Origin of the sequence: Rathayibacter sp. VKM Ac-2759, assembly GCF_009834225.1 — a bacterium.
Taxonomy (GTDB): Bacteria; Actinomycetota; Actinomycetes; order Actinomycetales; family Microbacteriaceae; genus Rathayibacter.
On sequence record NZ_CP047176.1, the window covers coordinates 1,571,012 to 1,596,673 of the forward strand.

Sequence of the window (25,662 nt, forward strand, 5' to 3'; positions counted from 1 at the left end):
GCGGTGGATCGAGGCGCGAGGGCCACTCCGGGAATATAGCGGCGTCGGCGCCCGGAGCCCGCGAGAGCCGCTCACCGACGCGACGGCGCGCTCCACGCCTCCCACAGTCGCGCGTAGCGACCGCCGGACGCGAGCAGCTCGGCGTGGGTCCCCTCCTCGGCGATGCGGCCCGCCTCCATCAGGACGACGTGGTCGGCGGTCTCGGCCTGGGTGAGGCGGTGCGCGACGACCAGCGCGGTGCGGCCGCGCAGCACTTCCGATGCGGCGCGTTCGAGGCGCCCGGCGTCGATCGACCCCGCCTCGGCGGTGGCCTCGTCGAGGATGACGGTCGCGGGGTCGGCCAGCAGCACCCGGGCGAGGGCCAGCTGCTGCGCCTCGGCGGGAGTGAGCGCCGAGCCGGAGGCGCCGAGCACGCCCTCCAGCCCGATGCGTCTCAGCAGAGGCGCGGCACCGACTCGGCGGAGCGACTCCGTCAGGTCGGCGTCGGTCGCGGCGGGAGCGGCGAGCGTGAGGTTGTCGCGCAGTGTCCCGTCGAAGAGGTGCACCTCCTGCGTGACCAGCACCACGGGGTCCCGGCGCGCGACGGAGCCGACGGTGGGCAGGTGCATCCCGGCGGCGAGCGCCGCGAGCGTGCTCTTGCCGGCACCGGAGGCGCCGACCACCGCGACGGTTCCCCGGGCGGGCACGGTCACCGAGACGCCCGAGAGCACGGGATGCCCCGGCAGGTGGGCGTAGCCGAGATCCGTGAGCCGGAGTGCGCCGGAGGAGGCCGGGGCGGGCGCCTCGGCACCCGCCTCCTCCGCGGCGATCACGCCGACGATCCGTCCGAGGGAGGCGAGAGCCGACTGCAACTCGTCGACGATGAAGAGCAGCTGGTTGATCGGCCCGAACAGGCGCAGGAACAGCAGCATCGCGGCGGTCGTGCCGCCGAGCGTGCCGGCTCCGCTCGAGACCAGGACGAAGCCCACCACGAGCAGTGCGCTCATGCCCAGGTACTCGGCGAGGTTGAGCCGGGCGAAGAAGCCGTTCTGGATCGCGCGGGCGCGCATCGTGAGCCGCACGACCTCCCACGAGGCCGCCGCGATGAGCTGCAGATGCCGGTGCCCGAGACCGTAGGCGCGCACCGACTCGAGACCGCGCAGCGAGTCGAGGAGGTGCTGCGCGCGGTCGGACATCGCGGCGCGCTCGCCGGCGTAGACCTCGGGCGCCTCGCGGAGGTACCAGCGGACGGCGAGCACGTGCACGGGGACGACGACGAGCATCGCTGCGGCGTAGCGGAGGTCGAGGGCGGCCATGCCGACGAGGGTCACGGCGATCGTGACGAGCGCGCCGCCGAGGGCCGGGACGACGCTCGGGACGGCGCTCGAGACCTCCGCCACGTCGTCGCCGGCGCGCGCGATCAGGTCTCCGGTGCCCGCTCGCTCGACGCGCGACGGGGGGAGGCGGAACGCGGCCTCGACCATCCGCTCCCGCACGTCGGCCAGCATCCGCTCGACGAGGCGCGAGGCGGCGACGACCCCGATCGCCGACAGCACGGCGCCGGCGACGACCGCTGCCGCCATCACGAGACCCAGCCGCCCGATCAGTGCGGGGTCGTCGGCGCCCGTGCTGAGGGAGTCGACGACGAGGCCCAGCGCGACGGGCGGCACGATGCCGGCGACGGCCGCAGCGACGAGGACGAGCGCGAGCGGCAGGAGCAGCAGGCGACGACGGCCGAGCGCCCGCCACACCTCGCGGAGGACGACGCGGCCCCGCGCGACGGGGAGGCGATCGGAGGCGGCGGTCACCGGCGCGCCTCCGCGAGGCCGTCGACCACGCGGTCGGCGACGGCGAGGAGAGCGGGGGAGCGCGAGACGACCACGGTGCGGTGCTCGCCGCGCACGGAGCGCAGGCGGGAGGCGATCGCGGACTCGGTCACCGCGTCGACCGCGGTCGTGGGGTCGTGCAGCACGAGGACGGGGGCGTCCTGTGCGAGCGCGCGCGCCAGCGCCACCCGCTGGCGCTGACCGCCCGAGAGCGAGGATCCGCCTTCGCCGACGTCACCGTCCAGTCCTCCCGGGAGGATCTCGGCGAGCTCGTCGCACCCTGCGGCGGTGAGTGCCGCCGCGGCGCGGGCGGAGTCGACGCCGTGCAGTCGCACGTTCTCGAGCACGCTGCCCGAGAACAGGTGGGAGGCGTGCGGAGCGAACAGGGCGTCGGGATGCGCCGCGCGGATCCCGGCCAGGACCGCATCGGCCGCTGCTCCGTCGGTCGCGACCGCGACGATCTCGACCGCCGACATCCCGTCGATCAGCGACCGGAGCGGTAGCGAGGGCGGTTCTGGCCCGGTCGGCACGGACGCGATCGGCTCCGACTCGGTCGGCTCGGACTCCGGCAGCAGCTCGAGGAGGCGCGCGGCCGACGCGGTCGCCGTCGCCCACCACGAACCCGCCTCCCGCGCCGCGTTCTGCAGCGGGTCGACGAGGAACTGGGTCAGCCCGACCACCGTCACGAACTCACCGAGACCCAGTCGTCCCGCCACGGCCAGGAGGGCGGCCGCGACGGCGACGGCCGTGAGGAGGAGTCCCGTCGCGAGGTCCATGACCCCGCCGAGCACGCCCTCCGCGCGGCGAGCGCGCACCGTGCTCTCGAGAGCCGCCCGGCTCGCGCTGCGGTAGCGGCGGGACGCCTCCTCCTCGGCGCCGATGCCGCGGAGGACGCGGTAGCCGGCCATGAGGTCGGCCGCCCTGCCCGCCGCGGTCGCGGCCGCCTCCTGCTCGTCACCGCTGCGACGTCGCAGACCGCGACCGGCGAGCTCGGTCGCCCCCAGGAGCAGCGGCGCGCCCAGAAGCACCGCGAGACCGAGCGGCCACGACAGGGTGAGCAGCACGGCTCCTCCGAAGAGCACCGCGGCGAGCTGACCGACGGGGTGCACGCCGATCTCGACGGCCAGCGAGAGCCGGTTGACGTCGGAGGTCGCCAGCGAGAGGGCGACACCCGGCTGATCGGAGCGCCTGCCGGTGCGCGCCGAGCGCAGCAGCAGCCGCTCGGCGACGAGACTCCGGAGGCGGTGCTGCACCACGAGCATGCCGAGCTCGCCGAGACGCGAGCCGAACCGCCACGAGAACGAGAGGAGCGCGAAGTCGGCCGCGAGCAGGACGAGCCAGAGCAGCAGCTGCGCCGGGTCCCCGGTGGAGACGGCGCGTTCGATGGCGAGGCCGATCAGCACCGGGACCAGTGCCTCGCCGATCTGATGGCTGATCGAGAGAGCGGCGGCGGGCACGGTGAACCGGCGGGCGCCGGTGAGGACGCGGAGGGTCAACCGCGCCGGAGTCGTCGACGCGTCGATGCGTATCGTCCGCGCAGGGATCGGCTCCGGCGGCGCCTGGAGGAGCATGCGGCGCGTCATCGCGGCGCCCGCACCCGCGCGCGACCCCGAGGCGCCACCAGCGGGGTCCCGGTCACGGGGTCGGGGACGACCACGCAGGGCAGCCCGAAGACGTGCTCGACGAGCTCGGCGGTCACGATCTCACCCGGGGCTCCCTGAGCGACGACAGCGCCGTCCTTCATCGCGATCAGATGAGTGCCGTACCGGGCCGCCTGATTGAGGTCGTGCAGGACGGCCACCAGGGTGGTGCCCTGCTCGTGCAGATCGGTGAACAGCTCCATGAGCTCGATCTGGTGCGCGATGTCGAGGAAGGTCGTCGGCTCGTCGAGCAGCACGAGCGGGGTCTGCTGGGCCAGCACCATCGCGACCCAGACGCGCTGTCGCTGCCCGCCCGAGAGCTCGTCCACGAGTCTGCCGGCCAGCTCGGTGACGCCGGTCGCCGCCATCGCCGCGGCCACCGCCTCCTCGTCGGCGACCGACCACTGGCGGAGGAAGCCCTGGTGCGGGTACCGGCCGCGCCCCACGAGATCGGCGACCGTGATGCCGTCGGGTGCCAGAGAGCTCTGGGGCAGCAGCCCGAGCACCCGGGCGACCTCCTTCGGGCGCGAGGAGGCGATCGAGCGCCCGTCGAGCAGCACCTGGCCGGCGATCGGGGCGACGAGGCGCGAGAGCGCCCGGAGCAGGGTCGACTTGCCGCAGGCGTTCGGTCCGACGATCACCGTGAACGAGCGGTCGGGGATCTCGACCGAGAGCTCGCGCGAGACGACGCGGCGGTCGTAGCCGATCGTGAGGTCGACGGCGGCGAGGCGGGGCGAGGGGGTCATGAGCGTCTCCGTGCTTCGTGGATGAGGAGCCCGACGAGGTAGAGGCCGCCGACGACGACCGTGACGACGCCGACCGGGAGCGATCCGGGCACGACGTGCTGCGCGAGCGTGTCGGCACCGAGCAGCACCAGCGCGCCGACGAGGGCCGACGGCGCCAGGGCGAGCCCGGCGGTGCGAGTGAGGCGTCGCGCGATCTGCGGGGCGGCGAGGGCGACGAACGCGATCGGCCCGGAGGCGGCGGTCACCGCGGCGGTGAGCACCACGGCGCCGACCACGAGGAGCAGGCGGGTGCACTCGACCCCCGAGCCGAGTGCCCGCGCCGCGTCGTCGCCGAGCTCGAGCTGGCGCATCGCACGGGCGAGCAGCCCCAGCCCCACCAGGGCGACGCCGATCGCCACGGCGGCCGGGAGGAGCTGATCCGCTCCCACGGGGTTCAACGACCCCGCACCCCAGACGGAGGCGGTCATCGCGATCTCGAGCTTCGCACGCAGCACCAGGTAGGTGCTGAGCGCCTCGAGCATCGCCGAGACGCCGATGCCGATGACGATCAGCCGGAAGCCCTGCACTCCGCGTCGGTAGGCGAGGAGGTAGACGAGCGCCGCGGCGGCCAGTCCGCCGACGACGGAGCCCGCCGCGACGGGCACCGACCCGGCCCCGGCGCCGAGGACGATGATCGCGAGCAGGCCGCCGGCGTACGAGCCCGCGGTCAGCCCGATGACGTCGGGGCTCGCGAGCGGGTTGCGGGTGAGGGACTGGAACACGGCGCCCGAGGCTCCGAGTGCGGCACCGAAGACCGCTGCGGCGAGCACCCGGGGGAGCCGCCACTCGACGACGACGGTCCGTGCGATGCCGCTGCGCTGCCCCAGCAGGGTCGCGACGACGTCGGGCGCCGACAGCGGGAGGTCGCCGAGGCCGAGGGCCACGACCGAGAGGGCGACCACGCAGGCGGCGAGCGCTGCGCCGACGACGACGGTGCGCCTCCGGAAGCGCACGGAGAACGGGCCGCCCCGCAGGACGATCGCGTGCGGGCCGAGGGTGGTGCGGCTCACAGGGTGCTCACCTTCGCCCGCCGCACCAGGTGGATGAGGACGGGAGCGCCGACGAAGGCGGTGACGACCCCGACCGGCACCTCGCCCGGCCGGAGCACGATGCGGCCGACGACGTCGGCGAGCAGCAGGAGAGTCGGCGCCAGCACGATCGACAGCGCGAGGATCCAGCGCTGATCGGGTCCGGTGATCCACCGCGCGATGTGCGGGACCGCCAGCCCGACGAACCCGACCGGGCCGGCGATCGCGGTGGCCGCCCCGGCGAGGAGGGTGATCGCGAGCACCGCGAGCAGCCGGGTGCGTCCGAGGCGCGTGCCGAGGGAGGCGGCGAGATCGTCGCCGAGGCCCATCGCGGTGAGCGAGCGGGCGGAGAGCGCCGCCACGACGACTCCCGCGACCACGAACGGAGCCGCCGGGACCACGACGTCGAAGCCGCGCTCGACGAAGGAGCCCGCGTTCCAGCCTCGGAGCCTGGTGAAGGTCACGGGGTCGAGCAGCATCATGGCGGTCGTGACGCCGGTGAGGACGGCGGCCAGCGCGACGCCGGCGAGCGTCAGCCGCACCGGATCGGGGCCGCCCCTGCCGACCGAGCCGATGACCGAGACCACCCCGGTGACCACCAGGGCGCCGACGAACGCGAAGGGCAGGTACTGCACCGGCGAGCTCGCGCCGAGGGCGACTCCCACCGCGACGAAGAGCGCCGCGCCGGCGTCGACGCCGAGGATGCCCGGGTCGCCCAGAGGATTGCGGGTGAGCGCCTGGATCACGGCGCCCGAGACTCCGAGCCCGACGCCCACGACGAGACCGGCGACCGTGCGCGGGACGCGGAGGTCGACGACCACCTGGTCGGTCGTCGATCCGTCGTAGGCGGTGATCGCGTGCCAGAGCTCGGCCGGGCCGAGCGGGTTCGACCCGACGAGGATGCTGAGCGCGCACGCGAGCAGCAGGGCAGCGACGGCGGCGAGGAGGCCGAGGAGGCGGTACCGGCGCACGGTCGGCACCGCCGCCTCGAGGATCGGCGTCACGGGGAGGTCAGCCCTCGACGGTCTGCGGGGCCTCGCCGGCGACGGCGTCGACCAGGCGCGGCACGAGCTGCTCGAGCACGTGCTTCTGGCTGAGCGGGGTGAGGAAGTAAATCGCACCCGCGAGCTCGGCGTCGGTGTAGACGGCGCGGCCGCCGGTGACCGCGGAGAGGCTCGAGGTGGTGCCGAAGCCGAGCAGCTCCTGGACGGCGTCGGGCGACTCCGTCGCGAAGACGATCACGTCGGCGTCGATCAGACCGACGTTCTCGGCCGAGATCTGCGCCTGACCGCCCTCTTCGGGGACGAAGTCCTCGAGGCCCGGCGTGATCGTGAAGCCGAGATCGGTGAGGAAGTCGGTGTTGAGGCCGTCGGGATAGACCCAGAGGTCGCCGTCCCAGGGGCCGCCCTGCGAGAACGTCGCGGTGAGCCCGGCGAACTCGGGATGCGCGGCGGCGGCCTCGGCGTAGGCGTCCTCGACTCCCGTGATCAGGGCGTCGCCCTCGGCGGAGCGGCCGACCGCGCGCGCGACCTGGCGGGTCTGGTCCTGCCAGCTCGAGAAGTAGAGGCCCGACCCCTCGACGCTCGTGACGGTGGGCGCGATGTCGGTGAGCTTGTCGTACATCTCCTCGGTCATGCCCGCGTTCGTGCCCACGATCAGGTCGGGCTCGAGGGAGGCGATCTTCTCGTACTCCGGTCCGTCGGTCGCGTCGAGGACGGTCGGCTCGGCGTCGCCGAGGAGATCGGTGGCCCACGGCCAGACGGCGTGGGGCTGCTCTCCGTACCACTCGGTCGTGGCGATCGGGGTGACGCCGAGTTCGAGCAGGATGTCCTGCTCGGTGAGTCCGACGACCACCACGCGCTGCGGCTCGGCGGGGATCACCGTCTCGCCGTACTGGTGCTCGAGCGTCACCGGGAAGGAGTCGCTCGGCTCGGTCGTGTAGTCGGGGTTCTCGGCGCTCGCCGTAGCGGCGGTGCTGCAGCCGGAGAGGGCGGCCACGCTCAGGGCGAGCGCGGCCGAGGCGGCGAGGAGGCGGGATGCAGGGGTCATGGCTCTTCCGGGATCGGTCGGACGGGGGAGGCGGTCGTCAGGTTAGCCTTGCCTTACTACGCTCGCCATCACCGCGAGCGGACACCGATCCGGAAGGGAGGACGCCGCTGTGTCCGACCGCGAACATCTGCAGTCCCTTCTCGCGTCTCGCGCCGGAATCGATCACCCCGAGGGGACATCCGCCGTTCTCACCGCATCCCGGTCGAGGGTCGTCCGCGGAACGGGCTTCGACTCGCACGTGCACCAGGAGGATCAGCTCGCCTGGATGGCGACCGGGTCGATGGAGCTCGGCGTGCTCGGCGACCAGTGGCACCTGCGCCGCGAGCACCTGGCGTGGATCCCCGCGGGAGTGCCGCACGAGATGACCTTCGTCGAGCAGGGAGACCTGATCAGCGTCTACGCCGACCCGACCCTCCGACCGCCCGGCGACCGCTGGGGGAGCGCACGCACCCTCCGTCTCGAGGACCTCGCGGGGTCGCTGCTGCTCCACCTCGCCGATGCGCACCCCTCCGCGGTGCGGCGCCGGCAGTGCTGGCTGCTGCTCGCCGAGCTGCTCGCCGAGGCGCCCGACCACGACGCCGCGGTCGCGCTGCCCCGCGATCCGCGAGCGCGGACGGTGGCTGCCGCCCTGCTCGACGATCCGGCCGACCCCCGTGAGCTCGCCGACTGGGCCGCCGAGATCGGGGTGAGCAGCAAGACCATCGCGCGCGCGTTCTCGGCCGAGACCGGCAGCACGTTCCGGGAATGGCGGGTGCGGGCCAGGGTGCACACCGCGGTGGGGATGCTCGTTCGCGGAGACGCGGTGCAGGCGGTCGCGCCCGCGGTCGGCTACGACTCGGTGAGCAGCTTCATCGCCGCGTTCCGGGCCCGGCTGGGGACGACTCCCGCGGTGTACGCCGCGCAGGCCCGGGGAGAGGTGCCGCCGGTCTCGACTCGGCGTTAGCCTCCGTCGTCGCTCCGGTCTACCCTTCGACCCATGCACAGGATCTTCACGACGAGCGTCGCTTCGGTGTACCCGCACTACGTGGCGAAGGCGGAGCGGAGGGGCCGGACCCGGGCCGACGTCGACGCGGTCATCGAGTGGCTGACCGGCTACTCCGACGCCGAGTTGCGTGAGCACCTCGAGAGCGGCACGACCTTCGAGGAGTTCTTCGCTTCGGCGAGGATGAATCCGAAGTCCGATCTCGTCACCGGAGTGGTCTGCGGGGTCCGCGTCGAGGAGGTCGACGATCCCCTGATGCAGAAGATCCGCCGGCTCGACAAGCTCGTCGACGAGCTGAGGACGAGCCGCTCGATGGAGAAGGTGCTGCGCGCCTGAGCCGTCGCGGCGTGATCGGCACGCCGCTGAGGGGTCAGGAGTCGGGGTGCTCGGCGCCGCCGGCCGGGGGAGTTCGCGTCGGCGGACCCCGGCGGCGGCGGACGGCGACGACGACCAGCGCGACGACTCCGATCACCACGAGCCAGGGGAGCAGGAACCCGATGCCGATCAGTGCGCCGTTCGCGGCGACGATCAGGCCGTTCCAGCCGGCGAGGAGGCCGTCGAGGAAGCCGGCCGGCTCGGCGGTGGTGGCGGACGACTCCGGGACCACGGTGATGGTGAGGGAGGCGAGCGAGACCTGGCTCTCGAGAGCCGTGAGCTGCTGCTGGGTGGACTCGAGCGTGGCCTGACGTTCGGCGAGCGCGGACTCGGCGGCGAGCAGATCGGCGAGGCTGCCGGCCTGGGCGATGAGCTCGGTGAGGCGGTCGACCGAGGCCTGTGCCGACTCGACGCGTGCACGCAGATCGATGGCCTGCGTCGTGACGTCGGCGCGGTTGATCGAGCTCGCCGTCACGGTGCCGAGGGAGGCGAGGGAGTCGCGGGCCTCGGCCAGGCGGTCGGCGGGGACCCTGAGCGTGATCACTCCGGAGCCGTCCGGGACGGGCGCGGGGAACGACGGGTCGACGGCCATCGCGTCGGTCGTCGCCTGCAGGGCGGAGGTGGTCGAGCTCTCGACGTAGCCGCCGAGGGTGGAGGCGGAGGCGGAGAGAGCGTCGAGGGCGTCGGAGACGGAGGCGACCTCGAGCGTCGCCGACGCCGTCGAGACGATCTCGCGCGCAGACGAGTCTCCCGCAGCGGGATCGGGCGCCGCCTGCGGGTTCGACTCGAGGCCGCCGCCGGCGAAGGCGGGCGCTTCGTCGGCCGCCGAGGACCCGGCGCTCGACGACACGACCCCGGCGGAGCCGACGACGGGACCGATGACCACCGCGAGGACGAGGAGACCGGCGGCGACGCCTCCGATGCTGACGGCGCGTCGACGGCGCGCGGCGCGGGCCGCGCGCGACGCCGCGATCGAGCGGAAGACCCGGGACTCCAGGGCGGAGACCCGCTCGTCGTCGAGGGGCGCGAGGGTGATGGGGTCGGTCATGGCTGCTCCGCTCCTCGGAAGTCGTCGACCACGAGGCGCAGGCGGCGGCGCACCCGCGACAGTCGATTGCGGACGGTGGCGTGCGAGACGCCGAGGGTGGCGGCGGCCTCGTCGTAGCCGCGCCCCTCGGTGGCGCAGAGGCGGAAGATCGAGCGGTCGAGCTCGGCGAGCCCCTCGGTCTCGCGCAGGATCGCCTCGGTGAGCGCCGCCGTCACCATCTGCTGCTCGAGGTCGTGCGGCGACGCCAGCTCGTCGTCGGCCTCGACCGTCTGCTCGCGATCGCGGCGACGCGAGCGGACGCGGTTCGCCGCCTGGAAGCGGCAGATCGTCGCGAGCCACGGCAGGAGCGAGTCGCTGGCGAGCTCGAGCTCGCCGAGCTTGCTCCAGGCGACGACGAACGTCTCCTGGGTGACGTCCTCGGCCTCGCCCGCATCGTGGAGCATGCCGTGCGCGAGCCAGTAGACCGGCCGGACGTAGGCGCGGTAGAGGCTGCGGAAGGCGAGCTCGCTGCCGGCTGCGGCGCGACGCACGAGTTCGGCGTCCGTCTCCTGTACCGCTGTCACGATCCCACCTCCTCTCGCCCTCACTCTGACAGTGTCGGCGAGAGGGCGATCGTCTCAGGAAGGACTCGATCCGATGGCGGAGGCTCGTCAGCCCGGGTGGACGATCTGCTGCAGCGCCCAGGTGTTGCCGTCGGGGTCGGCGAAGTAGACGAACTCGCCCCACGGCTGCGAGTCGATCTCGGAGACCTCCGCGCCGCGCCCGCGGAGCTCGGCGTGCGCCTCCGCGGCGTCGGCGACGACCATCTGCAGGCCCTTCTGCGACCCGGGCTCCATCTCGGTGATGCCGACGCCGATCACGATCGAGCACGCCGACCCGGGAGGGGTCAGCTGCACGAAGCGCAGGCCCTCGTGCACGACCTGATCGTGGTCGGCGACGAAGCCGATCGTGTTCGTGTAGAAGTCCTTCGCGCGGTCGACGTCGGTCACCGGCACGGGGATCAGTTCGAGCTTCATGTCCACGGTGCTCTCCTCGTTCTCTTCTCGGAAGCGGTGGTGCCCCCGGACGACGACGCTAGGAGTCGATCAGGTCGCTTCCTGTCCTGATGCGGGAGCAGACTCGGCGCATGTCCCGGACGACCTCGCGCGTGCTCGCGCTGCTGGACCTGCTGCAGACCCACCAGCAGTGGACCGGGCCGGTCCTCGCCGCCCGGCTGGGGGTGACCGAGCGGACGCTGCGCCGCGATGTGGAGCGCCTCCGCGAGCTCGGCTACGAGGTGGTGGCGGCGCGCGGTGCGACCGGCGGGTACCGGCTCGAGGCCGGTGCGCGGGTCCCGCCGCTCCTCCTCACCGACGACGAGGCGGTCACGGTGGCGGTCGGGCTGCGCCTCGCGGCCGACGAGGGGCTCGAGGACGGTCAGCGGACCACCTTGAGCGCGCTGGCGAAGTTCGAGCAGGTACTGCCGGCGTCCCTCCGAGAGCGGGTGGACGCGGTGAGCCGGCTGCAGCGGTGGCGGCGCCCCCGGGAGACGGCGGTGCCGCAGGAGGTGCTGGGGCGGCTGGCTCTCGCCTGCCGCGATCAGGAGAGGATCCGCTTCCACTACACCACGGCGGACGGGAGCGAGTCGGATCGTCTGGTGGATCCGCACGCCGTCGTCTCCACCCACCGGACGTGGCTCCTGGTGTGCTGGGACCTGCGCCGAGAGGACTGGCGGACCTTCCGGCTGGATCGGATGAGCCGCCTCTTCGGCACGCGGGTGCGCTTCGAGGCCCGGATCGGCCCGGAGGCGGAGGTCGAGGCGCCGGGTGAGGGGCGCCTCCGGCTGGAGGTGCTGCTGTCGCTGCCGCTCGAGGAGGCGACCGAGATGCTCGGCCGCTGGTCGGCGGGTGCGGTCGCCGTCGGGAGCGGGCTCACCCGCTGGCCTGTCGACGCCGAGACAGCGGAGGGTCTGCTGTCGGCGCTCGTCTGGATCCCGGCGGAGGTGGACTTCCGTCTGGAGGGGCGTCCGGAGGTGCTGGAGGTCGTCTCCACCGCGCTGGAGAGGCTGCGCGGCGCCGTCGCGACGGCTGCTCAGGTCTCCTCCCCAGGCCGATCCTGACGGTGCCTCTCCACTGATCCGGACGTCGGCCGCCCACGTGCGGGAGGGACGGACGACCGTGTGGGCCATGACAGCACACCTCCGCTCCTCCGCCACCGTCCGCGAACCGGAGCTGCTCCGCGCCAGCGGCTTCGCCGACCTCCTCGCGGTCGTCCCCTCGTTGATCGGGATGAGACCCGAGAACTCCGTCGCGGTCGTCCCGTTCCGAGGAACTCGTGCCGCCGGCGGCTTCCGGCTGCCGCTCCCCGGGCGACTGCGCCGGGTCGAGATCCAGGCCGTCGCCCGCGGCTGCGTCGAGATGATGGAGGCGGTGCCCGAGGCGGACGCGGCGCTGGTCGTCGTCTACCCGGAGGCGACCTACGAGCAGTCGCGGGGGATCCCGCTGCTCGAGCTGGGCCGGGCCGTCCTCCGGCGATTGGAGAGGACGGGGCTCGGCATCGTCGGGGTGGCCTGCGTCGCGCCGGACGGCTGGGGGAGGTACACCGACCCCGCCGAGAGCCGCGACCCCCGGCCGCCGGCCGAGATCGACGACAGCGAGGCGGGGGTCCTCGCACGGGCGACGTCTCCCGACCCGCTCGACGTCGCGGTGCTCGCCGAGCTGCCGGAGGTCGCGCCGTCCGACCGCGCGGTCGTGGCGGCGATCCTCGAGCGCGGGCCGGGCGCCGTGCGCGACGTGGTCTCGATGGTCGAGCGCTGGCTGATCTCGCCTCCGGCGGCAGGAAGGGACGGCGGGATCGTCCGCATCCTGCAGTCGCCGGCCCTCCGCGACCAGGTCACCGTGCAGATCGCGCTGGGTCGCGCCGCGGCCGAGCAGTCGCGCCGGCTGCAGCACCGGCTCGAGGCGGTGCAGAGGAGGACCGGCGAGACCATGGACGAGATCGTCGCGCGGGAGACGGCAGCCGGCGAGGTGGACGATCTCGACCGCTCCTCGGCGGCCCTGCTGCTCGGGACGGGCACCGGCCCCGATCGACCCCGGGTCGAGCACGCGACCGCGGCGCTCGCCCGTCTCGCGGCTCTCGCGCCCCGGGAGGCGCGGCCTCCCGTCCTGACCGTCCTCGCGTGGTGCTGGTGGTCGCTCGGCGTGACGAGCCTGGCGGCGGTCCACCTCGAGTCGGCTCTGCGGATCGATCCCTCGTACTCGATGGCGCGGCTCTACTCCACCGTCTTCTCGTACCGTGCGCTCCCGGACTGGATCGTCGGCGCCGCCTCGCGGTCGCTCGTCGCCGCGTCGGAGCGACCGTGAGAGGCGCTGAGGCGTGGGGCCGCCGATCACGACGGCCGCGATCCGCTGCTGCGGACCCGCCGAGGTCAGCCCCTCCGCTCCCGCGTGGCGGCGCGGAGGCGCTCGCCGCCGTCGGGCAGCACCGCGAGCAGCGCCCGGAACTCGGCGTCGTGGGCGTCCTGGATGCGGCCGACGTCGAGCGGGCGATCCGTCAGCGTCTTGGCGTAGCCGTGCAGGACGACGACCTCGGGCGGCTGGGTCGCATCGAAGAGCGGCGTGTACCCGGCGGTCAGGTACAGCCGCTGGGCCTCCGGCTGGAGCGGTCCGGTCGTCAGGTAGGCCGTCGAGTAGCCGAGGCGGCGCGCCTCGGCCTCGAGCTCCGCGACCACCCGGAGCGCGAGACCCTGACGTCGATGGGACGAGGAGGTCCAGATGCGCTTGAGCTCGCAGGTGCTGTCGTCGAAGGCCTTGAACGCACCTCCGGCGATCGCCGTCCCGTCGCGCAGGAGCAGGACGAACCCGCCCTTCGGCGGGGCGAAGTCCTCTGCCGGGTACCGGCTCAGCTCCGTCGAGGCCGGCCCGCCCCAGCTGGTCCCGTACCGGGTGTCGTACTCGAGCTCGAGCTCGTCGAGCAGCGGCCTCGCCCGCGGATCGTCGGCCCGGACGTGGACGAACCCGTCCGCCGACGGCTCGGCGTCAGTCGAGGACATCGGCGGTCCGAGCGGCGGCGGCGTCGCGACGGGCGACCTCGGCGCGCACGAGCGGGATCACCTGGCGGCCGACGGGGTCGGGACCGGCGCGAGGTCGGCGGCGTACGCGGAGACCGAGCGCTGATAGCGCGGGAGTGTCGGCACGAGCGCCTCGAGGGCGATGCGCAGGGCGTCGTCGGGCCGCCCCGCGCTGTGCAGGGCGAGCGCGAGGAACACCTCCCGGGCCGCGCCGATGGCAGGATGCGGCGGCGCGGCGGTGAGCAGGTCCACCGCCTCCTCGGCCCGGCCGAGATTGCGGAGGGTCGAGGCGTACTGGATGCTCAGGCGGGCGCGGCGCTCGTCGTCGAGTCCGGCGGCGAGGGCCTGCTCGTACTCCTCGGCCGCCTCGGCCTCGTGGCCGGCGCTGTCGAGTGCGCCGCCCAGCTCGAAGTGCGCCGAGCCGTCGGAGCCGGGGAACTCTGCGGCGAGCTCGCGCATGCGGGCGAGGACGTGCTCCGGGTCGTCGTGCGCCCAGAGGGCGTCGACCGCGGTCTGCCAGGAGGCGGTGGGGTCGGAGGTCATGGTGCGACGGTAGCGGGGGTCTGCGCACGCACGACGCCCGGACGACGGTGGGTCTCGATACGCCCCCTGCGGGGCTGCTCGACCAGCAGGCAGTGGGCGGGCACAGTGGCCGGCGGCGGCCCTCCGGGTGCTGCCCGACCAGCGGGCAGCCCGAGAGCCCGGTGGGGCCGACAGGAACCGGCCGGGCGCGGCGGACGCGCGACCGGCCGGGCCCGCAGGTCAGGCCGTGCCGTCGGCGGCCGAGGTGGGGGACTCGGGGGAGGAGCCGAGCGGCGCGGCGCGGCGGCCTGCCTCGATCGCGGCGGTCGAGGCGGCGGCTCCGGCGACCAGGGCGAACAGGGCCCAGCCGGCGCCCCACTTCTTCTTGCCCAGCAGCGCGTCGAACGAGAGCGCGCCCGGTCCGTCGGCGACGATCGCGGCCGACGCGGCGACGAGCAGGCCGTTGAACTCCCACCCGCCGCCCGCGTTCCACAGGCCGTTGCTCCAGTGCACCTTGCGGACAGCGGTGACCATCGTCGCGATCAGACCGGCAGCGGCGAGCGGAGTGGCCGCTCCGAGAGCGAGGGCAGCGCCTCCGGCCGTCTCGGTGACGGCGGCCGCGACGGCGTTCCGCCTCGGCGGGTGCATCTCGAGGCTCTCCATCATCTGCTGGGTGCCGTCGAGGCCGGGGCCGCCGAACGAGCCGCGGAGCTTCTGCAGGCCGTGGCCGACGAAGAGCCCGCCGACGGCGAGACGGAGAATGAGCGAGCCGACCTTCATGGGGGACCTCCGGGGTAGCGGGACGTTGTGGACGAGCGTGACCCCGCCGTCTTGGTTGGTCAAGGGCTCGCGCGCTCCGCGATCGCGCAGTATCCGAGGGCTGCGGTCAACCGGTTGTCCTCCTATGATCAGAGCAGATCGACTCGAAGGAGAGAACGCATGACCGGTCGCCTCACTGGCAAGAACGCCCTCGTCACCGGAGCCGGCTCCGGCATCGGCCGTGCCGTCGCCGAGCGCTTCGCGCGGGAGGGCGCCCGTGTCGCCTTCTCCGATCGCGATCTCGCTGCGGCCGAGAGCGCCGCCTCCGCATTCCCCGAGGCCGTCGCCGTCGCGCTGGACATCTCGGACGAGTCGAGCGTCGAGGCCGCGTTCGCCCGGCTCGCCGACGAGGGCCGCTCTCCCGACGTCGTCGTCGCCAACGCGGGAGTGCAGCTGTTCGGCCAGGACGCGAAGGTCGCCGACCTCGACCTCGACGTCTGGCGCCGCACGATCGACATCAACCTCACGGGCACCTTCCTCACCGTCAAGCACGCGGTGCGGGCGCTCCGCGGTCGCGGCGGCTCGATCATCCTGACCGGCAGCCCGACCGGCCTGAACGGCGAGGGCCAGGACTTCACCGCGTACAGCAGCTCGAAGGCGGGCATCCACGGCCTCGCCCGCACGGTCGCCGCGGCCTACGCGGGCGAGGGCGTCCGGGTCAACACGGTCGTGCCCGGCTACACCGAGACTCCGCTCGTCACCGCGATCTCGGGCGACGCGGAGGCCCGCGCCGCCATCACCTCGCGCATCCCGCTCGGCCGCCCCGGCTCGGCCGCGGACGTCGAGGGGATCATGGTCTACCTCGCGAGCGACGAGTCCAGCTATGCGACCGGAGCGCTCTTCCGTGTCGACGGCGGCATGACCACACTCTGAGGATGGCCGCTATCCGGATCCTGACGGCGGAGCTCTCGCTCCCCGCCGACCTCCTGCTTCCGGTCGAGCGCGATGAGCAGCTGATCCGGGCGGGTCAGTGGTCGCTGCGCCTCTCGGACGGCCGCCTCGACGACCTGCGCTACGGTTCGACGCTGATCCTGCGCGGCATCCGGTTCGTGGTGAGGGACCGCGACTGGGGCACACTGCCGACCACACGCACGACCGCGGTCGCGGCGACGGGCGGCCTGCTGATCGAGGGCGAGAGCTCCGACGGCGCCGCGCGCGTCCACTGGACGCTCCGCGTCGGCGTCGAGGAGTCTGCGCTCACGGTCGCGCTCGAGGCGGTCGCCGCGTCCTCGTTCCTCCGCAACCGGCTCGGGCTCATCGTGCTGCACGCTCCGGAGGTGGCGGGCACGCCCTTCGAGGCGCGTCACTCCGACGGGTCCGTCGAGTCCCTGGCCTTCCCCGGGCGGATCTCTCCGCACCAGCCCGCGCGGGACCTCGCCGGCCTGTCCTTCCGGGCCGGCGACGTGCCGGTCGACCTGGTCTTCGAGGGCGACGTGTTCGAGATGGAGGACCAGCGCAACTGGACCGACGCCTCGTTCAAGACCTACTCCACTCCGCTCGATCTGCCCTTCCCGGTGCAGGTCGACGCGGGCGACACCGTCCGCCAGAGCGTCCGCGTCTCGTGCGCCGCGGCGCCGCGTCCCGTCGAGCAGCGGGACCCCGCTCCCGAGAGCGCCGCCGTGGTCGTCGTGGAGGTGGGAGGGGAGTCGCATCCGCTCCCCGAGATCCGCACGTCCGCGTCCACCGCCCCCGGCGCTCACCCCCCGGGGTACCGGAGCGGCCTCGGGCTGATCGTCGAGGCCGATCCGCGCGGAGCGGGCTGGCGCCGCGCACTGCGGCGCGCCGTCGAGGACGCTCCCGGCGCGATCGATCTGCGGATCGTCGCCACCGACCCCGGCGACGTCGACGCCGTGCTCGCCGAGCTGGGCGACGCTCCGCTCGCGCGGCTGGGCGCCTTCGCGGCCGTCGGGCACCGCAGCGAGCCCGACCTGCTCGCCCGGGCCCGGCGCGCGGCCGAGGAGCGCGGCATCGGACTCGTCGGCGGCGTGCGCTCGCACTTCACCGAGCTGAACCGGGGGGCGGAGGCGCTGGCCGACGTCGACGCTCCGCTCGCCTTCAGTCTCACCCCGTTCATGCACGACAGCTCCGGGCACCAGCTCGTCGAGTCGCTCGGCGTGCAGCGCACCGTCGTCCGCGATGCGTCGGTGATCGCCGCCGGTCGTCGCCTGCACCTCGGTCCGGTGACCCTCGGACCGCGGATGAACGCCGTGTCGACCTCGCCGTTCGACCCGGGCGACGCCGACATCGACCGGTTCGGCCACGGACCCGAGCTGCTGCCCGGCGCGACCGACGAGCGGCAGAGTTCACCGGCGCTCGCGGCCTGGGTGGTCGGCAGTCTCGACGCTCTCGCGCAGGACGGCGTCGACTCCCTCGCCTACTTCGAGCAGTGGGGGCCGCGGGGGATCGCCGGCCCCGACGGGCCCACGCCGGCGGGACGGGTCCTGGACTGGGCCGCGGAGCTGACCGGAGCGCCTCGGCTCGCCGTGCATGCGCCGGGTCTGCATGCGCTGGGCGCGGCCGTCGGAGGCGGTGCCGTCCTCCTCCTCGGCAACCTCGGCGGCGAGGCGGTCGAGGTCGCCGTCGACGGAGTCGTCGAGTGGCGACGAGCGGACGGAGGCGGTGCCGAGGGTGGCGCGCTCCGGCTCGCCCCGGGCGACGCCGTCAGGGTCGTGCTCGCCGGTCAGCCGAGCAGCGTGTAGGTCGACGCCTCCATGAAGACCGTGCCGTCGGTGCAGACCTCGATCGAGGCCGGTGCCCGGACGGCGGGGTCCGCCGCGTCGACGACCTCGGCGACGAGGTAGGCGGAGGTCGCGACGGGGCAGCCGAAGGCTCCGGGGGAGTGCCAGGTCACGCGGACATCGGCCTGCCCGCCGGGGATCAGCGAGAACAGCCCGTCGGGGTTCGGCCCGGTGGCGGCGGCGACTGCTCCCAGCCGGACGCCGTCGGCGTCGGTCGCGTAGACGCCGGGGATGCCGGCGAGCGTGCAGGTGACGGCGGTGGTGTTCGTGAAGACGAGGTCGAAGGCGCTGCTGCCCGCGCCGGACGCGTCGGGGTCGGGGCGGTACTCGAGCGCGAGGTCGGCGCCGGTGCAGCGCTCGATCGAGGGGACGGTGCCCGGCTCCGGTGCGGCGGTCGGCTCCGGGGCGACGCTCGGCTCCGGAGCCGCGGCGGGCGACGCCTCCGTCGGTGAGGTCTCGGGGGTGGCCGTGGGCGTGGCAGTCGCCGTGGCCGTCGCCGCGACGGTCGGAGTCGGCAGCGGCGTCTGCGACGAGGCCACGTCCGCGCGCCCCGCGCACCCGGTGACGAGGAGCGCGGTCGCCACGGCGGCGATCGTGGCGGTGCGGCGCAGGATCGGGCTCATCACCCGATCCTGCCACCGCGCATCAGCTCCCGGTGTCGGCGAGGCGCCGCGAGGCCGTGCTCATGTGCGACTCCATCGCGCGGGCCGCGGCGGCGGGGTCGCCCGCCTCCAGCGCCTCGAGCACGGCGCGGTGCTCGGTGAACGCGTCGAGGGCCTGCTGCGGGCTGCTCAGCGCGCGCTCGACCCAGAGCCGCAGCAGCGAGCGGATCGTCTGCAGCAGATCGCGCAGCACCACGTTCTCGGCGCTGAGCGCGATCTGCAGGTGGAAGCGCACGTCGGCGTCCACGAACGCGCTCATGTCGTCGAGGTGCGACTCCATCGCGGCGAGGTGCGCGCGCAGCTTGTCGAGCCCCTCGGCGTCGATCCGGATCGCGGCGAGCATGGCGGCCTGGATCTCGAGGCCGCTCCGCACCTCGATGAGCTCGGCGGTGCGCCCGGCCGAGAGCATGAGCCCCCAGCTGAGCGTCGTCGGCAGCAGCTCGGAGGTGCTGTCGCGGAGGTAGGTGCCCGAGCCGGGGCGGACGGACACGATGCCGAGGATCTCGAGGGCGGCGAGCGCCTCCCGCACGGCCGAGCGGCCGACTCCGAGGCTCTCGGCCAGCTGGCGCTCGGGAGGCAGCCGCGAGCCGGGCACGAGGTCGCCGCGGGTGAGGAGAGAGGTGAGCTGCTTCGCGACCTCGGCGACCGCCGTCCCGCGGGGCAGGGTCTGCAGCTCGAGGCGCACGAGGGACGGATCGTCTTCGGGGTACGCCGGCATGCTCCGACGGTAGCAATCACCGGCCCTGGCGCAGGGCAGCGACGCGAGACGCGAACCGGTTGACAGGAGATCCCCCGGGGGAGCATCATCTAATTGGTCAACCGGTCAGCCAATTCCCGCTGACGGCGCCCGGTGGCCCCAACACAGTCGTTGACATGGATCAGGAGATCGACGTGGACCTTCCCCCTCAGACCGGCGCTCGGCCGAACGCCGACGCCGCCGTCGAGAAGAGCACGATCAGGAAGATCTCGGTGCGCCTCGTGCCGTTCGTCGCCCTGATGTTCTTCATCAACTACCTCGACCGCACGGCGATCGGCTTCGCCGCGCCGAACGGCATGGAGGCGGACCTCGCGCTCTCAGCCGCGCAGTTCGGCTTCGCCTCGGGCGTCTTCTTCATCGGCTACATCCTCCTCGAGGTGCCGAGCAACCTGGCGCTGCACCGCTTCGGCGCCCGCCGCTGGCTCGCCCGCATCATGGTCAGCTGGGGCATCGTCGCGCTCCTGTTCACCTGGGTGCAGAACTTCGAGCAGCTCGTCGTGCTGCGCTTCCTGCTCGGAGTCGCCGAGGCCGGCTTCTTCCCGGGCGCCATCCTCTTCCTCAGCCTCTGGGTGCCCGCGAAGCACCGCTCCAAGATCCTCGCGCTCTTCTACCTGGCGCAGCCGCTCACCACGGTCATCGGAGCCCCGCTCGCGGGCCTGCTGATCGAGCAGGACGGCATCTTCGGCCTCGAGGGCTGGCGCTTCATGTTCCTCGGCGTCTCTGTCCCGGCGATCATCGTCGGCCTCATCGCCTGGTTCTACCTCAAGGACAAGCCCTCCGACGCGAAGTGGCTGACCCGCGAGGAGCAGGTCTGGCTCACCACCGCGCTGCAGCGCGAGGAGGACGTCAAGACCAAGGGCGTCACCACGCACCCCAAGATGTCGTCGGCGTTCAAGAGCGGTCGCGTCTGGATGCTGAGCTTCGTCTACTTCGGCTTCATCTACGGCCTCTACGCGCTGGCCTTCTTCCTCCCCACGATCATCGAGGGCTTCCAGGAGCAGTACGGCACGACCTTCGGCATCTTCGAGAAGGGCCTGATCACGGCGATCCCGTACGTGCCCGCCGCCATCGCGCTCTTCCTCTGGTCGCGCGACGCCACCCGCCGCGGAGTCCGCACCTGGCACATCGTCATCCCGGCGATCGCCGGCGGCCTGAGCATCCCGCTCGCCCTCTTCGCCGGCTCGCCCGCGGCGACGATCGCGGTCATCACCGTCACCGCGATGGCGATCTTCTCGGCGCTGCCCAACTTCTGGACCTTCCCGACGCGCTTCCTCACCGGAGCCGCGGCGGCCGCGGGCATCGCGCTCATCAACACGGTCGGCAACCTCGCCGGCTTCTCGGCCCCGTACATCACGGGTGCCCTGAAGGACGCGACCGGCGGCTACGAGGTGCCGATGTTCATCGTCGGGTTCTTCCTGCTGCTCTCGGCCCTGCTGATGTCGCTGCTCGCCCGCAAGTACAAGGACGCCCCGCTGGACGCGCCGACGGTCGACGTCATCGCGCACTAGCCGTCCGCCTCCTCCGCCGACACGACACCGAACAGGACCGAACGCATGACCCGGCTCTACAACGACCCGTCCGACTTCGCCGACGAGATGATCGACGGCTTCGTCGCCGCGAACCGCCGCTTCGTGCGGCGGGTGCAGGGCGGCGTGGTGCGCTCCACCGCGAGCGCCCCCGGCTCGGTCGCCCTGGTCGTGGGCGGCGGCTCCGGCCACTACCCGGCGTTCGGCGGGCTGGTCGGCCAGGGGCTCGCGCACGGTGCGGCGATGGGGAACCTCTTCGCCTCTCCGTCCGCGCAGCAGGTCCACTCGGTCGCGAAGGCGGCCGAGCACGGCGGCGGCGTGCTGCTCAGCTACGGCAACTACGCGGGCGACGTGCTGAACTTCGACGCGGCCCAGCGGCGCCTCCGCGACGAGGGGATCGACGTGCGCACCGTGACCGTGACCGACGACATCTCGAGCGCGGCGCCGCACGAGAAGCACAAGCGCCGCGGCATCGCCGGCGACCTCACGGTCTTCAAGGTCGCCGGAGCCGCGGCGGAGGAGGGCGCCTCGCTCGACGACGTCGAGCGGATCGCCGCCCTCGCCAACGAGCGCACCCGCTCGTTCGGCGTCGCGTTCTCGGGCTGCTCGCTGCCCGGAGCCTCCGAGCCGCTGTTCGAGGTGCCCGAGGGCCGCATGGCGGTCGGCATGGGCATCCACGGCGAGCCCGGCATCCGCGAGGACGACGTCCCGACGGCCGACGGTCTCGCCGAGCTGCTGGTCGAGTCGCTCCTGGCCGAGCGGCCCGACGGGGTCGAGGAGCTCGAGGGCGCCCGCCTCGTCGTGATCCTCAACGGGCTCGGCTCGGTCAAGTACGAGGAGCTGTTCGTCGTCTACTCCGGCATCGAGCGGCGCCTCCGCGCGCACGGCGTCGAAGTGCTGGAGCCGGAGGTCGGCGAGCTGGTCACGAGCTTCGACATGGCGGGCGTCTCGCTCACCTTCTTCTGGGTCGACGACGAGCTCGAGCGGCTCTGGGCGGCCCCGGCGGAGGCCCCCGCCTACCGCAAGGGCGCCGTGCGCCCCGCGGCCCCGCTCGAGGACACCGCGGAGGAGACGGCCGGCCCGGCCGCGATCGCGGAGGCGTCCGAGCACTCCCGCGCCGCCGCCGCCACCGTGCTCGCCGCCCTCGAGGCGACCGAGCGCGTGATCGACGAGAACGCCGACGAGCTCGGCCGGATCGACGCGGTCGCGGGCGACGGCGACCACGGCATCGGGATGCAGCGCGGGGTGCACGCGGCCGTCGCCGCGGCCCGCGCCGCGGTCGAAGCGGGCGCGGGCTCGGGAACGGTGCTCGCCCACGCGGGCGACGCCTGGTCCGACCGCGCGGGCGGCACCTCCGGAGCCCTCTGGGGCGCCGCGCTCGACGCGATCGGCGGGGCGCTCGGCGACTCCGATGGCCCCAGCGCCGAGTCGGTGCTCGCGGGAGTCGAGCGGGCGCGGACCGCGATCCTCGCCTTCGGCGCGACTCCGGGCGACAAGACCATGGTCGACTCCCTCGTGCCCTTCGCCGACGTGCTCGGCACCCGGGTCGGTGCCGGCGCGCCGCTCGCCGTCGCGTGGCGCGACGCCGCCCTCGCCTGCACCGAGGCCGCCGCCGCCACCGCGCAGCTGCTGCCGAAGATGGGCCGCGCCCGCCCGCACGCCGAGAAGAGCCTCGGCACACCCGACGCGGGAGCCCACTCGCTCGCGCTGATCGTCACGGCCGTCGGCGCCGTGCTGACCGAGAACGACTCCAGCACCGGCGCGTAGCGTCGACACCGCCACTTTCCCCAGACAGCACGAGGAGAACACCCATGAGCGCACCGTTCCGCCTGGTCGTCGGCTCCGACGACGCCGGCTTCGACTACAAGCAGATCATCAAGGCCGACCTCGAGAAGGACTCGCGCGTCGCGAGCCTGGTCGATGTGGGCGTCGATGCCGAGTCGCACACGCCGTACCCGAGCGTCGCCATCGCGGCCGCCGAGATGGTGGCCCGCGGCGAGGCCGATCGCGCGATCCTGATCTGCGGCACCGGGCTCGGAGTCGCGATCGCCGCGAACAAGGTCGCCGGTATCCGCGCGGTGACCGCGCACGACTCGTTCTCGGTCGAGCGCTCGATCCTCTCGAACGACGCGCAGGTGCTCTGCATGGGCCAGCGCGTCGTCGGCATCGAGCTCGCCCGCCGCCTCGTGAAGGAGTGGCTGGGGTACGAGTTCGACACCTCCTCCGCCTCGGCCGAGAAGGTGCGCGTCATCGAGGCCTACGAGGCCGGCCACCCCGCCGACGGGGTCGCCGCGTCGCCCTCGTCGTGCTGAGCCCCATCGCGGGTCCGGCCCCCGCGTTCACGATCGGCGTGAGCCTGAAGATGTACTTCGGGCACGCGCGGACGCTCGACTGGGCGCGCAGCGTCGCCGAGCTGGCGCGGACGCATCCGGCGATCACCTCCGGCGCGGTCGAGCTGTTCGTCGTGCCGACATTCCCCTCGCTGGTGCCGGTCAGCGCTCTCGTGGCGGAGGCGGGCCTCGCGCTCGGCGCGCAGGACCTGTTCTGGGAGGACGCGGGAGCGTTCACCGGCGAGGTCAGCGGTGCCGAGCTGCGCGAGGTCGGCTGCCGGCTGGTCGAGATCGGCCACGCCGAGCGCCGCGCCCTCTTCGGCGACGACGACGAGCGGATCCGCCTCAAGGTGGCCGCCGCGTTCCGCCACGACCTCGTGCCGCTGCTGTGCGTCGGCGAGACCGAGCGCGGCAGCGTCGAGGACGCGGTCGAGCTGGTGCTCGCGCAGATCATCTCCGCGCTCGAGGCGGCCGACGCGGCGGGAGCCCTCGGGCCGATCCTCGCCGCGTACGAGCCGGTCTGGGCGATCGGCGCCCCCGAGCCCGCCGAGCCGGAGTTCATCGCCGGAGTCGTCACCGCCCTCGAGGAGGCGCTCACCGCGCTCCCGGGCCGGGCCGGCAGCCGCGTGATCTACGGCGGCAGCGCCGGTCCCGGACTGCTCACCGCGCTCGAGGGCCGGGTGCCCGGGCTCTTCCTCGGCCGCTTCGCTCACGATCCGGAGGCGGTGCGCACGATCCTCGACGAGGCGCTCGCGCTCGCAGGGGCCGGCTCGTGATCGGGCTGAGCAGCTACGCGTTCTTCTGGCGCTCCTCCGACCGCGTGCCCGAGCCGCTCGGCATCGAGGACATGGTGCGCGAGACGGCCGCGCTCGGCGTCGGCCTGCTGCAGCTGTGCGACGTCCCCGCCGTCGAGGAGTTCGACGCGGAGCGGCTCGAGTCGCTGCGTGCGCTCGCCGCGGCGGAGGGCGTCGCCCTCGAGCTCGGCACGCGCGGCACCGACCCCGAGCACCTGCGGCGCTACCTCCGCCTGGCCGCCGCGCTCGACGTGACGCTGCTGCGCAGCATGTGGACCTCGGGGGCGGACCGGCCGGACCGCGAGGAGACGCTGCGGCGGCTCGGCGAGATCGCCCCCGAGCTCGAGACCGCGGGGGTCACCCTCGCACTCGAGACCTACGAGCAGGTGAGCACCGCCGCCCTCGTCGACGTCGTCGAGACGCTCGATCACCCGCGGGTCCGCATCTGCCTCGACCCGGCGAACACCGTCGCGAACCTCGAGCTGCCGGGCGACGTGACGGCGCTCTGCGCCCCCTGGGTCGCCAACTGGCACGTCAAGGACTTCGACTTCAGCCGCAACCCCGGCTGGGTCGGCTTCGTCTACACCGGCACCGCGCTCGGCGACGGACGCCTCGACTACGACGGCATGCTCGCGCTGCTCGACCCGGATGCCCGCGGCATCCACCAGATCATCGAGTTCTGGCTCCCCTGGCAGGACACCGTCCCCGCCGCGGAGCAGGCACTCGTCACCACTCGGCTCGAAGCCGAGTGGACCGCCCGCACTCTCGACCACCTGAGGAGAAGGAACCCATGACCGACACCGCTGTTTCCGAATCGGGCACCGCCGCCCCCGCCCTGACCGTCGCCGTGATCGGCGCCGGCGGCAAGATGGGCATGCGGGTCTCGAACAACCTGCAGAAGTCCGCCTACACCGCGCTCTACTCGGAGGCGTCGCCCGCCGGCCAGGAGCGCACCCGCGAGGCCGGGCGCGAGATCAACTCGACCCCGGACGCCGTCGCGGACGCCGACGTCGTCATCCTCGCCGTCCCCGACGTCGTGCTCGGCGCGGTCTCGGAGGACGTCATCCCGCAGATGAAGTCGGGCGCGATCATCCTGACGCTCGACCCGGCGGCGGCGTACGCGGGGCTGCTCGCGAAGCGCGAGGACATCCACTACGCCGTGGCGCACCCCTGCCACCCCTCGGTGTTCCTCGAGCGCACCACTCCGGAGGAGTGGGCCGACACGTTCGGAGGCATCGCGGCCCCGCAGGAGGTCGTCGCGGCTCTCGAGGAGGCGGACGACGACGTCCGGGCGATCGCCGAGGGCGTCATCTCGACGATCTACGCACCCGTCATCGCGGTGCACTGGGTCACCGTCAAGCAGCTGGCCGTGCTCGAGCCGACGCTGGTCGAGACCATCGCCTGCATGATCGGCGAGTTCCTCAAGGAGGCGCTCGAGGAGACCGTGAACGGAGTCGGCGTGCCCTACGAGGCCGCCCGCGCCATGCTCTACGGCCACACCTGGATCGCGCTGACGAACGGCCTGCGCGGCTCGAACCCCTTCTCGGAGGCGTGCCACATCGCGATGGGCTACGGCCGCGAGGCGCTCATCAAGGACGACTGGAAGAAGATCTTCGACGACTCCGAGCTCGACTCGGTCATCGCGAAGATGCTCAAGATCGACGCCGTCAAGCGCTGATCCCGCACCGCGGGAACCGCGGACCGTCGAGAGAGCCCGCTGCAGCGGGCGGTCTCGACGCTCCGGGGTTCCCTCG

26 protein-coding genes are annotated in these 25,662 nt (G+C 73.5%); 12 read left to right on the forward strand and 14 right to left on the reverse strand.

Going from position 1 to position 25,662, the window contains the following annotated elements; all coding sequences use genetic code 11:
- Nucleotides 1-71: 71 nt before the first annotated feature.
- The 6 genes from GSU68_RS07195 to GSU68_RS07220 are packed head-to-tail and all read right to left on the reverse strand — an operon-like array spanning nt 72 to nt 7,307.
- The gene (locus GSU68_RS07195; protein WP_159906815.1) at nt 72-1,787 is read right to left on the reverse strand and encodes an ABC transporter ATP-binding protein; all 1,716 of its coding nucleotides are present in this window, start codon (nt 1,785-1,787) and stop codon (nt 72-74) included.
- The gene (locus GSU68_RS07200; protein ID WP_159906817.1) at nt 1,784-3,388 is read right to left on the reverse strand and encodes an ABC transporter ATP-binding protein; all 1,605 of its coding nucleotides are present in this window, start codon (nt 3,386-3,388) and stop codon (nt 1,784-1,786) included. The genes GSU68_RS07195 and GSU68_RS07200 overlap by 4 nt, the downstream gene beginning before the upstream one ends.
- Nucleotides 3,385-4,191: an ABC transporter ATP-binding protein gene (locus GSU68_RS07205; RefSeq protein WP_159906819.1), complete on the reverse strand. Its 807-nt coding sequence runs from the start codon at nt 4,189-4,191 to the stop codon at nt 3,385-3,387. Before GSU68_RS07205 ends, GSU68_RS07200 begins: the two co-directional genes overlap by 4 nt.
- Nucleotides 4,188-5,240, reverse strand: a complete 1,053-nt coding sequence (locus tag GSU68_RS07210) for an iron chelate uptake ABC transporter family permease subunit (protein WP_159906821.1) — start codon at nt 5,238-5,240, stop codon at nt 4,188-4,190. Before GSU68_RS07210 ends, GSU68_RS07205 begins: the two co-directional genes overlap by 4 nt.
- Nucleotides 5,237-6,262 carry an iron chelate uptake ABC transporter family permease subunit gene (locus GSU68_RS07215; RefSeq protein WP_208544663.1) on the reverse strand — a complete coding sequence of 342 codons (1,026 nt, stop codon included), beginning with the start codon at nt 6,260-6,262 and terminating at the stop codon, nt 5,237-5,239. Before GSU68_RS07215 ends, GSU68_RS07210 begins: the two co-directional genes overlap by 4 nt.
- 7 nt (nt 6,263-6,269) lie before the next feature.
- Nucleotides 6,270-7,307, reverse strand: coding sequence for an ABC transporter substrate-binding protein (locus tag GSU68_RS07220; protein ID WP_159906823.1), 1,038 nt, complete (start codon nt 7,305-7,307; stop codon nt 6,270-6,272).
- A 238-nt stretch (nt 7,308-7,545) separates the two neighbouring features.
- On the opposite strand from GSU68_RS07220, the gene GSU68_RS07225 reads away from it, so the two are divergent.
- Nucleotides 7,546-8,250 (forward strand): AraC family transcriptional regulator, encoded by a 705-nt coding sequence (locus tag GSU68_RS07225; RefSeq protein ID WP_159906825.1) that lies wholly within the window; start codon nt 7,546-7,548, stop codon nt 8,248-8,250.
- Between the two features lie 33 nt (nt 8,251-8,283).
- Entirely contained in the window at nt 8,284-8,625 is a 342-nt protein-coding gene (locus GSU68_RS07230) for a DUF2200 domain-containing protein (protein ID WP_159906827.1), read from the forward strand.
- Nucleotides 8,626-8,659: 34 nt separating this feature from the next.
- Here GSU68_RS07230 and GSU68_RS07235 read toward each other — a convergent pair whose 3' ends face one another.
- The 3 genes from GSU68_RS07235 to GSU68_RS07245 form a co-directional block, all read right to left on the reverse strand.
- Nucleotides 8,660-9,712, reverse strand: a complete 1,053-nt coding sequence (locus tag GSU68_RS07235; RefSeq protein WP_159906829.1) for a DUF4349 domain-containing protein — start codon at nt 9,710-9,712, stop codon at nt 8,660-8,662.
- Entirely contained in the window at nt 9,709-10,275 is a 567-nt protein-coding gene (locus GSU68_RS07240) for a sigma-70 family RNA polymerase sigma factor (protein WP_208544664.1), read from the reverse strand. Before GSU68_RS07240 ends, GSU68_RS07235 begins: the two co-directional genes overlap by 4 nt.
- Before the next feature lie 87 nt (nt 10,276-10,362).
- Nucleotides 10,363-10,734 carry a VOC family protein gene (locus tag GSU68_RS07245; protein WP_159906831.1) on the reverse strand — a complete coding sequence of 124 codons (372 nt, stop codon included), beginning with the start codon at nt 10,732-10,734 and terminating at the stop codon, nt 10,363-10,365.
- Between the two features lie 104 nt (nt 10,735-10,838).
- Between GSU68_RS07245 and GSU68_RS07250 the strand changes: the two genes are divergently transcribed.
- Together GSU68_RS07250 and GSU68_RS07255 are read left to right on the forward strand one after the other, a co-directional pair.
- A complete protein-coding gene (locus GSU68_RS07250; protein WP_159906833.1) occupies nt 10,839-11,810 on the forward strand; it encodes a WYL domain-containing protein in 972 nt (323 codons plus the stop codon).
- A 67-nt stretch (nt 11,811-11,877) separates the two neighbouring features.
- Nucleotides 11,878-13,053 (forward strand): DUF4192 family protein, encoded by a 1,176-nt coding sequence (locus GSU68_RS07255; RefSeq protein ID WP_159906835.1) that lies wholly within the window; start codon nt 11,878-11,880, stop codon nt 13,051-13,053.
- Between the two features lie 65 nt (nt 13,054-13,118).
- Here GSU68_RS07255 and GSU68_RS07260 read toward each other — a convergent pair whose 3' ends face one another.
- The 3 genes from GSU68_RS07260 to GSU68_RS07270 all read right to left on the reverse strand — a co-directional run bounded on the left by GSU68_RS07260 (nt 13,119) and on the right by GSU68_RS07270 (nt 15,062).
- Complete coding sequence (locus tag GSU68_RS07260) at nt 13,119-13,742, reverse strand: GNAT family N-acetyltransferase (RefSeq protein ID WP_159906837.1); 624 nt, start codon at nt 13,740-13,742, stop codon at nt 13,119-13,121.
- Nucleotides 13,743-13,799: 57 nt separating this feature from the next.
- A complete protein-coding gene (locus tag GSU68_RS07265) occupies nt 13,800-14,303 on the reverse strand; it encodes a tetratricopeptide repeat protein (protein ID WP_159906839.1) in 504 nt (167 codons plus the stop codon).
- 219 nt (nt 14,304-14,522) lie between these two features.
- A complete protein-coding gene (locus GSU68_RS07270; protein WP_159906841.1) occupies nt 14,523-15,062 on the reverse strand; it encodes a DoxX family protein in 540 nt (179 codons plus the stop codon).
- A 159-nt stretch (nt 15,063-15,221) separates the two neighbouring features.
- On the opposite strand from GSU68_RS07270, the gene GSU68_RS07275 reads away from it, so the two are divergent.
- Both GSU68_RS07275 and GSU68_RS07280 read left to right on the forward strand, forming a co-directional pair.
- On the forward strand, nt 15,222-15,974 hold the full coding sequence (locus GSU68_RS07275) for an SDR family NAD(P)-dependent oxidoreductase (RefSeq protein WP_159906843.1): 753 nt from the start codon (nt 15,222-15,224) through the stop codon (nt 15,972-15,974).
- Between the two features lie 2 nt (nt 15,975-15,976).
- Entirely contained in the window at nt 15,977-17,800 is a 1,824-nt protein-coding gene (locus tag GSU68_RS07280; protein ID WP_159906845.1) for a hypothetical protein, read from the forward strand.
- Here the strand turns inward: GSU68_RS07280 and GSU68_RS07285 are convergent.
- A complete protein-coding gene (locus tag GSU68_RS07285; protein ID WP_159906847.1) occupies nt 17,782-18,462 on the reverse strand; it encodes a DUF4232 domain-containing protein in 681 nt (226 codons plus the stop codon). The genes GSU68_RS07280 and GSU68_RS07285 overlap by 19 nt on opposite strands.
- Before the next feature lie 22 nt (nt 18,463-18,484).
- Nucleotides 18,485-19,219: a FadR/GntR family transcriptional regulator gene (locus GSU68_RS07290; protein WP_159906849.1), complete on the reverse strand. Its 735-nt coding sequence runs from the start codon at nt 19,217-19,219 to the stop codon at nt 18,485-18,487.
- Between the two features lie 155 nt (nt 19,220-19,374).
- Here GSU68_RS07290 and GSU68_RS07295 point away from each other — a divergent pair, with 155 nt between their 5' ends.
- Genes GSU68_RS07295 through GSU68_RS07320 form a run of 6 tightly spaced genes read left to right on the forward strand, consistent with a single transcriptional unit; the run spans nt 19,375 to nt 25,586 of the window.
- Entirely contained in the window at nt 19,375-20,766 is a 1,392-nt protein-coding gene (locus tag GSU68_RS07295; RefSeq protein ID WP_159906851.1) for an MFS transporter, read from the forward strand.
- 45 nt (nt 20,767-20,811) lie between these two features.
- Nucleotides 20,812-22,551 carry a dihydroxyacetone kinase family protein gene (locus GSU68_RS07300; RefSeq protein ID WP_159906853.1) on the forward strand — a complete coding sequence of 580 codons (1,740 nt, stop codon included), beginning with the start codon at nt 20,812-20,814 and terminating at the stop codon, nt 22,549-22,551.
- A 44-nt stretch (nt 22,552-22,595) separates the two neighbouring features.
- The gene (locus GSU68_RS07305) at nt 22,596-23,096 is read left to right on the forward strand and encodes a ribose-5-phosphate isomerase (RefSeq protein WP_159906855.1); all 501 of its coding nucleotides are present in this window, start codon (nt 22,596-22,598) and stop codon (nt 23,094-23,096) included.
- Between the two features lie 38 nt (nt 23,097-23,134).
- Nucleotides 23,135-23,890, forward strand: coding sequence for a triose-phosphate isomerase family protein (locus tag GSU68_RS07310; protein ID WP_244259424.1), 756 nt, complete (start codon nt 23,135-23,137; stop codon nt 23,888-23,890).
- Entirely contained in the window at nt 23,887-24,702 is an 816-nt protein-coding gene (locus tag GSU68_RS07315) for a sugar phosphate isomerase/epimerase family protein (protein ID WP_244259425.1), read from the forward strand. Before GSU68_RS07310 ends, GSU68_RS07315 begins: the two co-directional genes overlap by 4 nt.
- Nucleotides 24,699-25,586 carry a phosphogluconate dehydrogenase C-terminal domain-containing protein gene (locus tag GSU68_RS07320; RefSeq protein WP_159906857.1) on the forward strand — a complete coding sequence of 296 codons (888 nt, stop codon included), beginning with the start codon at nt 24,699-24,701 and terminating at the stop codon, nt 25,584-25,586. Before GSU68_RS07315 ends, GSU68_RS07320 begins: the two co-directional genes overlap by 4 nt.
- Nucleotides 25,587-25,662: the final 76 nt, after the last annotated feature.